Source organism: Nostoc cf. commune SO-36, assembly GCF_023734775.1.
Classification (GTDB): domain Bacteria; phylum Cyanobacteriota; class Cyanobacteriia; order Cyanobacteriales; family Nostocaceae; genus Nostoc; species Nostoc commune_A.
Genome location: NZ_AP025732.1, coordinates 4,377,154 through 4,392,749, shown reverse-complemented (window position 1 = coordinate 4,392,749; position 15,596 = coordinate 4,377,154). Strand labels below are relative to the sequence as shown.

The 15,596-nt window shown below is 43.2% G+C and carries 13 protein-coding genes; 2 read left to right on the top strand and 11 right to left on the bottom strand.

Going from position 1 to position 15,596, the window contains the following annotated elements; translation table 11 throughout:
* The first annotated feature begins 403 nt into the window (after positions 1–403).
* A complete protein-coding gene (locus ANSO36C_RS19710) occupies positions 404–6,397 on the top strand; it encodes a DUF4347 domain-containing protein (RefSeq protein ID WP_251955889.1) in 5,994 nt (1,997 codons plus the stop codon).
* Positions 6,398–6,817: 420 nt separating this feature from the next.
* On the opposite strand, the gene ANSO36C_RS19705 is transcribed toward ANSO36C_RS19710, so the two are convergent.
* The 8 genes from ANSO36C_RS19705 to trxA form a co-directional block, all read right to left on the bottom strand.
* Entirely contained in the window at positions 6,818–7,516 is a 699-nt protein-coding gene (locus tag ANSO36C_RS19705) for a glutathione binding-like protein (protein WP_251955888.1), read from the bottom strand.
* Positions 7,517–7,588: 72 nt separating this feature from the next.
* Positions 7,589–8,365, bottom strand: coding sequence for a class I SAM-dependent methyltransferase (locus ANSO36C_RS19700; RefSeq protein ID WP_251955887.1), 777 nt, complete (start codon positions 8,363–8,365; stop codon positions 7,589–7,591).
* Positions 8,366–8,399: 34 nt separating this feature from the next.
* Positions 8,400–9,089, bottom strand: coding sequence for an SDR family NAD(P)-dependent oxidoreductase (locus tag ANSO36C_RS19695; protein ID WP_251955886.1), 690 nt, complete (start codon positions 9,087–9,089; stop codon positions 8,400–8,402).
* A gap of 74 nt (positions 9,090–9,163) precedes the next feature.
* Positions 9,164–10,462: an MFS transporter gene (locus ANSO36C_RS19690; protein WP_251955885.1), complete on the bottom strand. Its 1,299-nt coding sequence runs from the start codon at positions 10,460–10,462 to the stop codon at positions 9,164–9,166.
* Between the two features lie 314 nt (positions 10,463–10,776).
* Positions 10,777–11,442, bottom strand: a complete 666-nt coding sequence (locus ANSO36C_RS19685; RefSeq protein ID WP_251955884.1) for a nitroreductase family protein — start codon at positions 11,440–11,442, stop codon at positions 10,777–10,779.
* A gap of 247 nt (positions 11,443–11,689) precedes the next feature.
* Positions 11,690–12,802, bottom strand: a complete 1,113-nt coding sequence (locus ANSO36C_RS19680) for an alkene reductase (protein ID WP_251955883.1) — start codon at positions 12,800–12,802, stop codon at positions 11,690–11,692.
* A 109-nt stretch (positions 12,803–12,911) separates the two neighbouring features.
* Positions 12,912–13,706: an SDR family NAD(P)-dependent oxidoreductase gene (locus ANSO36C_RS19675; RefSeq protein ID WP_251955882.1), complete on the bottom strand. Its 795-nt coding sequence runs from the start codon at positions 13,704–13,706 to the stop codon at positions 12,912–12,914.
* A gap of 186 nt (positions 13,707–13,892) precedes the next feature.
* Positions 13,893–14,216, bottom strand: coding sequence for a thioredoxin (trxA, locus tag ANSO36C_RS19670; RefSeq protein WP_012412473.1), 324 nt, complete (start codon positions 14,214–14,216; stop codon positions 13,893–13,895).
* Between the two features lie 81 nt (positions 14,217–14,297).
* On the opposite strand from trxA, the gene ANSO36C_RS19665 reads away from it, so the two are divergent.
* A complete protein-coding gene (locus ANSO36C_RS19665) occupies positions 14,298–14,648 on the top strand; it encodes an ArsR/SmtB family transcription factor (protein ID WP_251955881.1) in 351 nt (116 codons plus the stop codon).
* 245 nt (positions 14,649–14,893) lie between these two features.
* Here the strand turns inward: ANSO36C_RS19665 and ANSO36C_RS19660 are convergent, their stop codons facing one another.
* From ANSO36C_RS19660 to ANSO36C_RS19655, 3 genes are all read right to left on the bottom strand, one after another.
* Positions 14,894–15,082: a hypothetical protein gene (locus ANSO36C_RS19660; RefSeq protein ID WP_251955880.1), complete on the bottom strand. Its 189-nt coding sequence runs from the start codon at positions 15,080–15,082 to the stop codon at positions 14,894–14,896.
* 9 nt (positions 15,083–15,091) lie between these two features.
* Positions 15,092–15,217, bottom strand: a complete 126-nt coding sequence (locus tag ANSO36C_RS33925; RefSeq protein WP_267145326.1) for a hypothetical protein — start codon at positions 15,215–15,217, stop codon at positions 15,092–15,094.
* A gap of 76 nt (positions 15,218–15,293) precedes the next feature.
* Positions 15,294–15,539 carry a hypothetical protein gene (locus tag ANSO36C_RS19655; RefSeq protein WP_251960491.1) on the bottom strand — a complete coding sequence of 82 codons (246 nt, stop codon included), beginning with the start codon at positions 15,537–15,539 and terminating at the stop codon, positions 15,294–15,296.
* Between the last annotated feature and the right edge of the window lie 57 nt (positions 15,540–15,596).

Here is a 15,596-nt window from a genome sequence, read left to right as displayed (position 1 = left end):
TTAGTTAAAAAACATCCCATCTCCGGGTAGCCCAGATGTACGCCCTACAAATGTAAAAATAATTTCAGATAATTTATTTTTCTCAGTCCCTAAATTAACTTTCTAAATCTAAATTTTTCGCAGATTTTAGTTATTACAGTAATAATACAGTAGAAAATCAAATAAGGTTTGGTTAAGATAAATTGCTTATCGATAATACTTGTAGAGACATGGGAATGCAATATCTCTACTACACACCATAAAAGCCCATCCATAATCTTAACCGAACCACATTGGTAGAAAATCTAGTATTCTTAGCCTAAATTTTGATTGCAGTATCATATTTCTGTATTTCTAAAGTCATTCTTTTAGAATTGATAGTTTCGAAATTACACTTTATAAATTAATAACAATAATTATGCAAATGCTAAAAACTCAAACTAATTTTGCTAAGGAATTACAAGTGCTAAATCAAAATATCGCCTTTATTGATACCGCAGTAACAGACTACCAAAGTTTGATTGCTGGGATAAAACCAGGAATTAGTGTAGTAGTTCTTAACTCTAACAAGGATGGAGTAGAACAAATCACTCAAGCTTTGCAAGGTGGCAAATACAAATCAGTTCATATTGTCTCGCACGGCAGTACCGGAAGCTTGCAACTGGGTTACACGCAATTAAATAGCAACAATTTAAACTACTACACCAATCAATTACAACAGTGGAGAAATTATTTAAGTGATGATGCGGATATTTTACTCTATGGCTGTGATGTTGCAAATGGAGAAGGCACAGAATTTGTGGAGCAGATTAGCCAAATCACCGGGGCAAATGTTGCCGCCTCTACTGACAAAACAGGAAGTAAAGCTTTAGGTGGCAATTGGGATTTTGAGTTTAAAATTGGAAAAATTGAGTCTTCCTTGGCATTTAAAACCCATGTAATACAGACTTATGACTACGTTTTAGCCGGCACTGGCGACGTAATTATTAATGAATTTTCCCAAGGTAGTGATGGAGCCAAAGAATGGGTTGAACTTTTAGTTGTTAGGGACAACGTAAATCTCCAAAATCACACATTAGTTGACGGTAATGGCTCCCTGAATATCACTTTGTCTGGCTCTGGCTTTAGCTCTTTGAAAGCTGGAACTTTAATAGTGCTGTATAACGGTGGTGATATCGATGCCACTATTACTCCAGACTTAACTTACGACCCGACAATTGGAGACTATGTACTAAAAATATCATCTTTAAATAGTAGCGGAGTATATGCAGTAACACGTAACAATAGCTGGGATACAACAACAGAGGCTTTTAACAACACCGACAATACAGATGTTCCCCAGTTGCTGAACTCTAGCAATACTCCCATATATACCTTTCCTCGAACCACAACTCCTACCACTAGTAAATTTAGTGCTTACACTAGTAACTCAGCTGTGGGTGCTACAAATACTAATAACTGGTCAAATGATGCTATATTTACAAGCGCTACTCCTGGTCTAGGTAATACTGAAAATAATACGACTTGGATTAACATTTTGCGTGGGGCTATTACAGTTTTAACTGCCCCCTCTGTAACAATTAATAACCCATCACCTGCTGCTAATGAGCAATTTGGCTTTTCTCTAGCATCTAATAATACCAATATTTTAATTGGAGCGCCTCTAGCTAATAGTAATAAAGGGGAAGTCTACCAAGTAAATATCAATGGTGTACTCCAACAAACATTTACTAATCCTTCGAGTGGGATAGGAGAGTTATTTGGCTTTTCGGTGGCAATGAATGACATCGATTACCTAATTGGCGCTCCTAAATTTGATGATGCGGTTGCAGATGTCGGACGAGCATACAAATTTAATGCAAGTGGCTCACTTCAACAAACTTTCAATAATTCGGTTAATAATGACGATAGTGAATTTGGTAGTGCCGTAGCAATTCTCAGTAATGGTAACTACGTCATTGGCGCACCAGAAAAGGGCAAAGTGACTGCTAATGATAATGCTGGACAGATACGCCTATTTGATAATGCTGGAGTATTACAGACAATTAGTAATCCTGGATCAGGATTTATTCAAGATGCACGATTTGGCTTTTCATTAGCAGCTGCTAACAATGACATTCTCATTGGTACACCTGGATTTAGTTTTGGTGTTGGACAAGTTGATCGTTACAACACAACAGGCACACGGTTACAGACATTCACTAACCCAAATCCAACAGCGCAAGATTTCTTCGGCTTCTCGGTGAAGTCGAATAGTGCTGGTACACGCTTCCTGATTGGGGCTCCAGGTGAAGACAACGGTGCAACTGATGCTGGGGTTGTATATTTATATGACAGCACCACCGCAACTCCCACACTTTTGAAAACCTTTACAAATCCAGATATTACCAATCTCGGTTTTGGTTCTTCTTTAGCATTTCTTGATAACGATATCCTGATTGGTGCATCTGGTAGTTTTAGTGTTATCGGTGCAAATTTCACCCCTAATCCAGTTCGTGGTGCAGTTTATCTATATGATGGCGATGGAGCATCACCAACCTACAAACTCGAAAAAATCTTTAGCAATCCAGGTACAAGTAATGATGCCTTTGGAGCAGCGATTAGCATTATTGACAGCAATAGAATTGCTATTAGCGCTCCTTATTATGATGCCGATACTAATACTGATGCTGGAATTGCCTATATCTTCAACTTGAAAAATGCCCCCGTACTAGACAACACAGGTAATCCCACATTAGTAGCAATTAACGAAAACTCTACCAACAATGATGGCACTCTCATTTCTGCCATCCTTGCCACAGGTGCAGGTGGCAACCCCATTAGTGATGCAGACGCAGGTGCAGTGGAAGGAATTGCGGTCATTGGTGTAGATAATACTAACGGCAAATGGCAATACTCTACAAATGGCGGTAATAACTGGATTGATTTCGCTGTATCCAATACTTCTGCTACATTGCTCAGAGATACAGAAAAAGTCCGTTTTATCCCCAATGCTAACTACAAAGGCAAGGCTGAAATCACCTTTCGCGCTTGGGATGCCTCAGACGGCAAGGCTAGTGGCACTACTGGCGTAGATGTCAGTGTTGGCGGTGGCACAACAGCCTACAGTGCTGCTACTGAGACTGCCAGCATCACGATCGCACTTCTTGTAGGGCTAAGACCCTATTCTATCGTTACAGGCGACTTTAATAAAGACGGTAATACCGATTTAGTAACGGCAAACAAGTCCTCACAAAGCGTTTCGGTACTTTTGGGAAAGGGTGATGGCACTTTTAACCCTGCCAGCAACTTTAGCGTGGTCGGGTTCAACGGATTAAATCCTTATTCTGTCGCTGTAGCCGACTTTAACAAAGACGGTAATACCGATTTGGTAACGGCAAACAATACTTCCAGTAACATTTCGGTGCTATTTGGAGATGGCAAAGCTACTGGTGGCTTTGGGCCTGCGATCAATTTTGCTCTGCCATCAGGATCATCATCTCCCGTATCCATCGCAATGGGCGACTTTAACAAGGATGGAAAATCTGACATAGTAACAGCAAACAATGCTTCCCAAAATGTTTCAGTGCTGTTGGGAGATGGTAATGGCGGCTTTGCAGTTGCCAAAAATTTTAGAGTTCCCAGCCGTCCGACTTCCGTCACAGTTGGCGACTTCAACGGGGATGGAAAATCTGACCTAGCGGTGACGAGTTCTTACTTCAACAACGTCTCAATCCTATTAGGAAACGGTGATGGCACTTTTAACTCAGCCACTCAATTTGACGTAGGAACAAATCCTCATTCTGTCATCGTAGGCGACTTCGATAAAGATGGTAAATCTGACTTGGCGGTGGCAAATTCGGACTCTAACAATGTTTCGGTGTTATTGGGCAATGGTGATGGCACTTTTAAACCTGCTGCCAACTTTAATGTGGGGTTAAATCCCGTATCTGTGACAGTGATTGACTTCAACGGGGATGAAAAATTTGATTTAGCAGTCGCAAATGCAGATTCAAACACGGTTTCAGTTCTGCTAGGAGATGGCACTGGCAGCTTTGGAAATGCCACGAACTTTGACGTAGGCACAACACCCTATGCTGTCACTGTAGGCGACTTCGACAAAGACGGTAAATCTGACTTGGCGGTGGCAAACAGTGAATCTAAAAATGTTTCGGTGCTATTTAATAATCCTGGTAATCCCAATAATCCTGTTGAGCCCGTTCCCCCTCAGCCGATACTCATCAACGAAATTCTCTTTGATCCTCCAAGTACAGATGGCTCTAAAGAATACATCGAACTGCGTGGTACTCCCGGTGCAACTCTAGCACCCGGAACTTATCTAGTTGGGATTGAAGGTGATTCTGGCTCCTCCAATCCTGGCAATGTTCAAGATATTTTTGATTTGTCTGGTAAGCAGTTTGGAAGCAATGGATTGCTGGTTCTGTTACAAAAAGGCAATACTTATACAGTCAACTCTGGTGCAAATGTCTTAACTAATAATGGAAGTGGAGCCGGATGGGGAAGCGGAGCCTCAAGTTCAATCGGTCACACGGGCGCAACTGACATAGAAAATAACTCTGTTAGCTTTTTCCTGATTCAAACTACTAGCGCACCCATCCTTAGCAATGATATTGACTCAAATAACGATGGTATTGCTGATGGTACTGTGTACTCAAATTGGACTGTATTAGATTCAGTTTCCGTCTTAGATGGCACATCTACTACGGACAGAGCATATAGCTCGATTGTATTTAGAAAAGGTTCTACTGGCGGTTCAGTTCCAGCTAATGCCACAGTTGTTGACACCTCATTTATCGCTGGATATGTAGGGCGTTCAAGTAACACCACTGGTTCAACAGCCTCAGATTGGGTAGCGAGTTTAATTACTGGGACAGCGCCGAATTTAACATTAGGTACTGTTGCTAACACATCACCTGGAAACTTTGCCGAGCAACCATTGAATCATATTGGGGATACTAATTTTGCTCCTGGTGCTAATCTCAATTACGCCATTTCAACTACTATCCCAACTGTGACTGAAGGTAATAGTGGTAGCAAAATTGTCAATTTCACCGTGACTCGCAGTGGTAATACTGCCATTGCCACTACCGTAAATTATGTCTTAGATGGCACGGCAACTTCTGGCAGCGACTACAATAACATTAAAGTTGGAACTGTAACAGGTACTTCATCTGGGACTTTAAAATTCGCCGTTGGGGAAACAACAAAGACCATTTCACTCAATGTTCTGGGTGAGAAGGTGACTGAAACTGACGAAACCATTAATCTTAACCTGAATTACCCCAACCAAACAGTTGCGATCGCTCCTGGTACAATCACCATAGTTGATGATGACAACATTCCCACTATCTCCATCGTAGATAAAAGTGGTAGCGAAAGCGCTGGCAATTTTGTGTTTACTGTCAAACTCTCCAATGCCAGTAGTGAAATAGTCACAGTCGCTTACAACACTAGTAATGATACTGCGATCGCAGGCGTTGATTACACCGCAGTCACAGGCAGCCTGACTTTTAACCCTGGAGTTACCACTCAAACAATCACTGTACCAATTCTCAACGATTTCGTTGCTGAATCCGGCGATCGCTTTTTTGTCAATCTCATTAACCCCACTAATGCCAGCATTGGTGATAACCAAGCTATTGGTACAATTACTGACAATGATACAGCTGGTTTTACTATCTCTCCTCTAACCGGATTAATAACTACAGAGGCTGGTGGTACTGCGAACTTCAGTATCCAACTTACTAGCCAGCCTACTGCTAATGTCACCTTAAATTTGAGTAGTTCCAATGTCAATGAAGGTACTGTTCCAGTTTCTAGCATTACATTTACGGCTGCTAACTGGAATACACCCCAAGTAATCACAGTTACAGGTGTTAATGATGGTATTGCAGATGACAACATTGCCTATAAAATCATTACTGGCACAGTAGTTAGTAGTGATGCCAAATATAACAATTTCAACCCCGCCAATATTGCCGATATTGATGTCATCAACATTAAAAATGGCAACCAAGTCAATAGCGTTATGACAGGTTCAGCCAAAGTTGATAATTTGCAGGGAACTACCTCAGACGATCTGATTTTTGGCTTTGCTAGTAATGACGTAATTGTTGGCGGGTTAGGAAACGATCAGATTTATGGCGGTTTAGGTGTCGATAATCTCACAGGCGGTGCAGGTAATGATATCTTTGTGCTTGCCAAAGGTGAAGGTAGAGATACTATTAGAGATTTCAAGACTGGTGAAGATTTGATTGCCTTAGCAGGTGGTTTGCTCTACTCTGGTTTGTCTGTTACTCAGAGCGGCAGCGCTACCTTGATTAAGGTTACTGCCAATAACGAAAGTCTTGCTCTGTTAACTGGAATTATGGCATCAACTTTGAACGCTAGCGACTTTATTACCATTAGTGTCAACTGAAGCTAAAATTCCGGATTGGGTAGCGAGGTTAATGAGTGGAACCGCACCGAATTCTACCAAAAAATTGGGTCTAAAGCCCCGTCGTTCTACGAGAGTCTCACCTCTGGCTTGGATGACGCAAGAACTCCAAGTTAAGTGATCTCATTGATTCAAGAATCCTCGTCTCTTTAGAGCGAGGAGTGTCAAATTAGGTACTGCTACTCGAGTTCATTCTAGATATCGCAACTTTATACCAATTTAATAAATATCATGTCCGGCTAATTAGTTATGATTCCCACAGTCATTAGACATCTCCAAAGCGTTGGCGAGAAGAGACAAAGCGTAGCTTTGGCGGGGTGGGGTTCTTTGGGTTTAATACAAGCGGACATGATATTAGAGCTAACTTAGCGATCGCCACAATGACAAGACAATTCTAAAGGCTCAAGGCTGAATAGTTTTCGCCGACTGGTTAAATAACAAATTTCGTGACTTATCTGGATCGATCGCTTGAGTTTTCAATGCTTCGGCTTTCTCGTAGGCGCGAATTGTTGCCGGACGAGCTTTGATTGCCTCAAACCAGCGTTTAACATGAGGAAAATCTTCTAGATTTTGACTTTGGCGTTCATGGGGCACAATCCACGGATAAGCTGCAATATCGGCGATGGAATAATCGCCAGCGACAAATTCTCTATCTGCTAGTTGCTTATTTAGTACTGCATATAAGCGTCCCGTCTCATTCACATAGCGGTTAATGGCATATTCAATCTTTTCGGGAGCATAAGTACTAAAGTGATGATTTTGTCCCGCCATTGGCCCCAGTCCTGCCATTTGCCAGAACAACCATTCTAAAACTTGAGTGCGTTGGCGTAAATCTTGCGGGATTAATTTCCCGGTTTTTTCTGCCAAATATAGCAAAATTGCACCAGACTCAAATACAGAAATTGGCGGACCTCCATCTGCTGGTTTGTGGTCAACGATCGCAGGAATACGATTGTTAGGAGAAATTTTCAGAAATTCTGGTTTAAATTGATCTCCAGCCCCAATATTCACAGGAATTATAGTATAAGGTAAGCCGACTTCTTCCAAGAAAATCGTAATTTTATGACCGTTGGGAGTTGTCCAATAATAAAGTTCAATCATGGTTATTTCTCCTAAATTTATCCAATTTTTTTGTAGGTTAATAGTGCCTTACAAACATCTCTTCATTACGAATTACGAATTAGATTGCGGTGATTTTGCGATCGCAGCCCAAACTCGATGGTGAACCTGAAGAATTGGTGTAGGATATTTCGTTTCGAGTAATGTCGCCAATTCTTGGTCAAATACTTCTACCTTTTCTGGTGTCAAACTGGCTCCCACGCCTGCACTAGCACGAATTCGTCCCCGCCAGTCTTCGTGTGTATAAGATACAAAGACATCGTAAGAAAATGTGCGGATTTCTCGGAATCCTCCTTCGCCAATGTCTTGCAACCACAAGGGATACAACCCATTACCGCCATCCATATTCCACGCTGGATTATGAGCCTTGATCAGTTGTTCGGTTGCGTCAACTACATTACCTTTTAAGGGTATCCAATCAAAATGTGCGATCGCAAGCGAACCATTTTTTTTCAATATCCGAGTAATTTCTTGGACAGCACGCGGACGATCAAACCAATGCCAACACTGTCCAGCTGTCACTACATCTGCGCTTGCATTTGGTAACTCGGTATTCTCGGCAGTTGCGACTCGATAATCTACTTTGAGTTCGATAGATTCGCTTAACTGCCTCGCTTGTTCTAAAAGTGAGGCTGATGGATCTATGCCAATTACATAAGCACCTCTATCAGCAAAGCCCCGCGCTAGTGTTCCTGTCCCTGTGCCGAGGTCAACGATATTCTGCCCTGGTAAACCTATACCATATTCAGACAGTTTGTTAAATAATGAACTGGGAAAGCCAGCACGGTGTTTTGCATAATCAGCAGCAGTTGCACCAAAATCAATTTTCATACCTACAAAACCATTCTTGTAATAATAGTCTAGGCTAGAAGTTCTCTACCCAGGGACGTAGTTCTACTTCATAAGTCCAAGCACTGCGGGGTTGGCGGAGAATACTGAGATAAGTTTGAGCGATCGCATCCGGGTCGAGAGTACTATCAGGATTATCTACTGGATCTTGGCGAACTGCTGAACGGATTACACCATCAATCACAAAATGCGCTACATGAATATTCTTTGGTGCTAATTCTCTGGCAATACTCTGAGCCAAACCGCGTAGTGCAAATTTACCCATTGCAAAGGGGGCAGACTGAGCATAACCCTTAATACTTGCTGAGGCTCCAGTAAAAAATATAGCACCGCCACCAAGTTGCAAAAACCTTTTGGTAGCAGCTTGGGCAACCAGAAAGCCTCCATAAGCAGTTACATCTAGGGTTTTTGCTACCTCAGCAGGGTCTAAATCAACAAGAGACCCACGCACTCGGTAACTGGGATTATAAACGACAAGATTCGGGGAACCAACTTTATTATCAATATCAATAAATAACTGTTCTACTTCATCTGGCTTTGAGACATCAGCAGCGAAACTAAATGCGCCAATTTCACTGCTCAATTGAGTCAGTTTTTCAATTTGGCGAGCCGCTAAAGCTACGGTGAATCCCTCTTTGGCAAATAGGCGGGCTAAAGAAGCGCTCAATCCACTACCTGCACCGACAATTAAAGCTGTTGTTGCCATATTTTCAACTTGTAGTGCTTATTCTGCCAAGCTTAGAGCTTTTATTAGTGCCATGCGATTAAAACATTCAAAGATTAAGAATTGAACGTCACTGAAGATAACTTTGAATTGCCCTTAGTGGGACTTTGACCAATTTGCAGTACACAAACTGCGGCAATCAGACAGAGAACACCTGATAAAATAAACGCTTGTAAATAACTACCTGTCCAAGTTCTCAACACTCCGGCTCCGAATGCTGCTGTGGCTGCACCTAGCTGGTGTCCTGCTACAATCCAACCGAACATCACGCCGACATTTTCTTTACCGAAGACGTTGGCAACAAGACGGACTGTCGGTGGTACGGTGGCAATCCAATCAAGTCCATAGAAGACGGCGAAAATGGAAAGTCCATAAAAAGAAAAGTTGAAACTGAATGGTAAGAAAATCAAAGACAAACCCCGTAGTCCGTAATACCAGCACAATAAGTAACGATTGTTCCATCGGTCAGATAGCCAACCGGACATAGTAGTTCCAAAAAAATCGAATAGTCCCATGATTGCTAAAAGACCAGCAGCCTTGACTTCAGGAATACCGTGGTCAATACAAGCGGGGATAAGATGAGTACCAATTAACCCATTTGTGCTAGCACCACAGATAAAAAAGCTACCAGATAGTAGCCAGAAATCTCGATTACGCATTCCCAGCCAAAGAGCGTTGAGGGTAGAGGCGATGGAATTTGCTCTAGGCTGTAACACTTCCACAGTTTCGCTGTTGTCACCAAAGGGTCGCAAACCGACATCCGCCGGACGATCGCGCATAAAGGCTGCGATCGCTGGAATAATTAGGAGTGCTGCACCAGTCAAAGCTAGAGCAGCAGTTCGCCACCCAAAGCGATCGGCTACTGAGGCCAGCATGGGCAGAAACACTAGTTGCCCCGTGGCTGTACTGGCGGTTAAGATGCCCAGAACTAAACCCCGCTTTTCCAAAAACCAGCGATTGACAACAATAGCACCCAAAACCAGGGCAATAACTCCGCTACCAGAACCGACAATTACACCCCACAGCAAAACTAGCTGCCAGGAAGTTGACATCAAAGTAGTTAAACCGACACCGAGAGCAATGACAGCAAGTGAGAACACCATCATCCGGCGAATGCCGATTCGCTCCATAACTGTGGCGGCAAAAGGGCCAATTAATCCGTAGAGTACTAAGTTGATAGAGATTGCCAAAGATATAGTTGCTCTACTCCAGCCAAACTCCTGTTCGAGAGGGACTATAAAAACTCCGGGAGCAGAGCGAATTCCGGCTGCAACAAGCAAGGCTAGGAATGTTAAACCAGCTACGATCCAGGCATAGTGGAACGAACGACGCGCTAGGAAGGAGGGTAGGGACATGGGTGGGGCAGGGGGCAGGGGGCAGGGGGAGCAGGAGGAGCAGGGGAGGCAAGTATCAAAGACTCATTCACGAGTATAAAAGACTCGTTGGCGAGTATCAAAGGCTCGTCGGCGAGTATCAAAGACTCATTCACGAGTATCAAAGACTCGTCGGCGACTATAAAAGACTCGTTGGCGAGTATCAAAGGCTCATTCACGAGTATCAAAGACTCATTTACGAGTATAAAAGACTCGTCGGCGAGTATAAAAGGCTCATTCATGAGTATCAAAGACTCATTCCCTATTCCCTATTCCCTATTCCCATTTAAAGGAAACTACCCTGTATAAGGATTGCCAATTCTATCTACAGAGACGTTGGAGGAGAATGGCAAACGACCGGGATTTAAGCGTGGTTCGGCTGCATAGCCAACAGGAACAACAACAGCGATCGCTAAATCTGGATTATCCCCAGCCCCAATCACTTGTTTTACTTGATCCTCAATCCAACCGTTCATAAAACAAGTGGATAATCCCAAACTTTCTGCTGCTAACACCAAATGAGTAGCAGCAATAATGGCATCTTTGATCGCATATTCGCGTCGCTTCTCACCTAGCCCAGCTTGAAATTGCGGGATAGCGGTTTTAAAGTAGTTTACTGTGCCTTCATTCCATGCCCCAGTTTCGAGTCCCTGCTCTAGAATTGGGGTCAAGTTTTGTTCGCCTGCGTTAGGATCGGCGGCAAAGACGAAAGTTACAGGTGCTTGGACAATTTGCTGTTGATTCCATGATGCGGCTGACAATGCTGCCTTTTGCGCCTCATCTTGCACAAGAATAATTTGCCAGCCTTGGATATTATAGCTGCTGGGCGCTGCCACAGTTAACTCTACCAGTTGCTTGAGTAGTTCTGGGGCGATGGGGTCTGTTTTAAAAGTTTTGATTGAACGGCGTTGAGCGATCGCACTTGGTACATCTAAAGGTTGAGTTTGAGTGATGGAACTCATGAGATTCTCCTGATAGTTGAGTTTTAACCAAATACAGCAGATTGCAACAGGCGTGAGGAAAAGATTATTGTAAGGGCACGGCACTGCCGTGCCCCTACCCCATACTTCATTTACCTGAAAAACGCTGTAATTCGTCAGTCGTAATTACAATACAAGCGAGTTTATTTATTCATGAAACAAAAATAAAAATTATTCCTTGTTTCCGAACAAAAGTCAGAATTACGAATTACGAATTACGAATTACGAATTACGCCCTAGCTACCGGTTCATTAGCAGCCGACCAAAATGGATAATCTGTATAACCTTCTTCACCGCCACCATAAAAGGTTGCTTGATCTGCTTCATTTAATGGTGCATTCAAAGCCAAGCGTCGGGGTAAATCGGGATTTGATATAAATAATGTGCCAAAGGCAACTAAATCTGCTGCTTTGTTGGCTAGTACAGCATCGCCTTTTTCACGAGTATAACCAGCATTGACGATGAGTGTACCTGTAAAGCGATCGCGTAGATGGCTCGTCGGTACAATTATTCCGCCATGTCGGATGTCTGCTTCTGTTGCTTCATAAATATGCAGATATGCCAAATTAAACTGGTTCAACGCTTGAGCCGCATAACCGAATGTCTCCAGGGGATTGGAGTCACCTATATCGTTAAAAGTCCCACTGGGAGATAAACGTACCCCTACTCGGTTAGAATCCCACACACTAGTTACCGCCTCTGTCACTTCTAACAGGAATCGGGCGCGATTCTCAATGGAACCGCCATATTTATCTGTACGTTGATTGGTGCGATCGCGCAGAAACTGATCTATTAAATAACCATTAGCTCCATGAATTTCCACCCCATCAAACCCAGCAGCTAGGGCATTTGCCGCTCCCTGACGGTACTGTTCTACTATCTGCGGTATTTCTGAAGTTTCTAAAGCACGGGGTGTAACATAGGGTTTTGGCCCCTCATACGTTGCAGCCTCACCTTTAGGAGCAATGGCAGAAGGTGCTACTGGTAAAGCTCCATTTGGTTGTAAGTCAGGATGGGAAATCCTACCTACGTGCCATAGTTGCAGAAAAATTCTCCCTCCGTGCTGATGTACGGCATCGGTTACTAATTTCCATCCTTCCACCTGTTCTGGTGAATGAATGCCTGGTGTAGCGGGATAGCCCTGTCCTTCAGGAGTTACCTGTGTTGCTTCGGAAATAATCAGTCCGGCGGAAGCACGTTGAGCGTAGTAGGTAGCATTCAATTGGTGTGGTACATTTCCTTTACCTGCCCTATTCCGGGTTAAGGGTGCCATTACTATCCGGTTGGGTAGTTCCAGATTCCCTAATTGGTAAGGAGAGAATAAGTTGATATCAGTAGTCATTGGTTATATCTCCAAATTATTTTAGTCATTGGTTATTGGGCATTGGGCATTGGTTATTTCTCCTTGTCCCCAGTCCCCAGTTCCTAATCACCGCATCAAAGCACATTAACTAGACAATCGACCGAATAACGCCACCATCTACCCGCAAAGCTGCACCATTAGTTGCTGAAGCTACAGGGCTAGAAAGGTAAACTACGATCGCTGCTACTTCTTCATTAGTTGCAAAGCGTTTGATTAAGGAACTTGGACGCACATTCTGAAAAAACTCAGCCTCGACTTGGGCGCGATCAATACCGCGTTCCTGTGCCAAGTTGGTGATAAACTCTTCAACTCCTTCTGAACGGGTTGGCCCGGGAAGGACTGAGTTTACCGTGACTCCAGTCCCGACAGTCATTTCTGCTAGACCTCGTGCAACAGCTAGCTGCGCTGTCTTAGTTGTACCGTAGTGAATCATTTCTACGGGAATTTGAATAGCAGATTCGCTGGAGATAAAAATTATCCGCCCCCAGTTTTGCTCTAGCTGCTTTTGCAGATATTGCCGACTCAAACGGACTCCACTGAGGACGTTAACCTCAAATATGTTTAACCAGTCTTTATCAGTAATATCAAAGAAACTTTTTGGCTCGTAAATACCTAAATTGTTTATCAAGATATCAACGTGAGGAACCTCTTGAAAGAGTTTCTCTACACCTGATGCAGTCCCTGTGTCAGCAACAACACCAGAAACTTTTGCGTCGGGTGTAGAATGCTTAATTTTAGCGATCGCTTGATTTACTCGTTCTGAAGAACGACCGTTAATAATAACTGATGCACCCTCTTGAGCTAACCCAAGAGCGATCGCCAAACCAATACCTGCGGTTGAGCCACTCACCAGCGCGGATTTACCATGCAATTTCAAGTCCATTTCGCTCTTTTCCCGTTAGTTGAAACAGAATTCAGAAGTAGGGAGTAGGGAGTGGAGAATGGGGCATTGGTAATTGGGCACAAGAGTCAGAGGGGAAAGGGGAAGGGTGCAGAGGAGAGGAATTTTCTCCCTGCTCCCTGCTCCCTGCTGCCTGCTCCCCTAATCCCCACCCCCCTTTCACTTAAATTAAAGATGCTGTGCTAAGGTCTTATTCAAGGTAGTTTTTGGGACTGCCCCGACGACAGTATCAACCTGCCGACCGCCCTTAAAAACCATCAGTGTGGGAATGCTGCGAATTCCATAATGGCTGGCGACAGTAGGATTTTGATCTGTGTTCAGCTTCACAAATTTCACCTGTCCTTCGTATTCAGCAGCAACTTCATCGACGACTGGGCCCACCATCCGGCAAGGGCCGCACCACGGTGCCCAAAAGTCCACTAATACCGGAATCTCACTTTCCAAGACTTCTTGCTTGAATGTGGCTTCTGTGACATTTGTAATGGATGACATAAAATTGCCTTCCTAATTAATTCTATAATTCGATAATATCGAATAATAAAAATATATGCCACCTGATGAGATAATGCAACTATGAGATTTCTTTATCATCCAGATAGAAAAAATATTTCTTTACCGGGCGTATTGTATGCATTGGGCGATCCAGTGCGGTTAGAGATTGTGCGGCGGCTGGCGACTGAAGGGGAACAATGCTGTGCCAGTTTTGATTTTGCGATCGCTAAGTCTACTATGTCCAATCACTTCAAGATTTTGCGGGAGTCGGGGATAGTCTTGACACGCAAAGAAGGTACACACCATATTAACATCCTGCGGCGTGAAGATTTAGAGATGCTGTTTCCAGGGTTGCTAGATGCGGTATTGAAAGCCGCTCAACCATTGCCTGTTGACCCTGCGAGTGCTAAACAAACAGCTTTTAGGATTTAGAGGTATGGGGCATAACCTGTTTAAGAATCTTCTTGTTTTTCAATTTGTGTTTCTAAATCAGCAAAGATATCATGTTGTTCTCGAAAAGTCCTTGGAGTGGGAGATAAACCTACATCCATAGAGAGTAAATCAATACCGTCGATAATTTTGGGTATCTGAGCTTGATCAACTTGCAGACCAAGAAAGCATTTCTCCCTGTAATCTGGTTTTTCCTGAAATAGTGCGATGTCTACGACGGGCTATGCCTACGCTCTTTCCAAAGGGCGCATAACCTGATATGCTCTTTTAGCCTTCTCAATTGATGCTTGAGGGATTGGCGATCGCAGCCTGAGAATTGCTAGATCGATTAAATCTCTTGCTTCAACACTGTCATCTGCGTAACGGTCAGAATTTGACAGCAGCTTAAACTGTAAGAATTTTATTATGGTGTTCAAACCTAGAAGTCATAAACAAACTTGCAACCAGGATTTATAGCGTTTGGCGAGTTCCTTAAGAAAACTGAGTTCTTCACCCTCAAGATTATTAAATAGGTTGCAATATTGCCAACCACGCTCGTAGCGACTCAGCATTTGTTCTGGAGGAAACCGATATACATCAGCAGTTTGCCAACAAATTGACTCCAGAAAAGGCAGCTTTTTGGGGACACTAATTAAGATTATCTTTTGGTGTTGCGGTTGTCATAATTTTTTTAATCAACCACTTTTGGCTTACTTTCATTTTACGGGGTAAACTCTTCCTTTCCAAGCACCGCCGCGCCCTTGCCAGTGTCGGAGTGCTGAGTCTAAAGTCATCATATTGCTCGTCTGTCCGCCAAAACTGTCCCCAAAAACTCAGTAATCCTAACCAAATTGTCAAGGATAAAAGCATCAATCCTAATACAATTACACCCATGACCTATTGCAAATTTTCAGTGACTCAGACACAATACTATGTCTACTGATAGAGGAA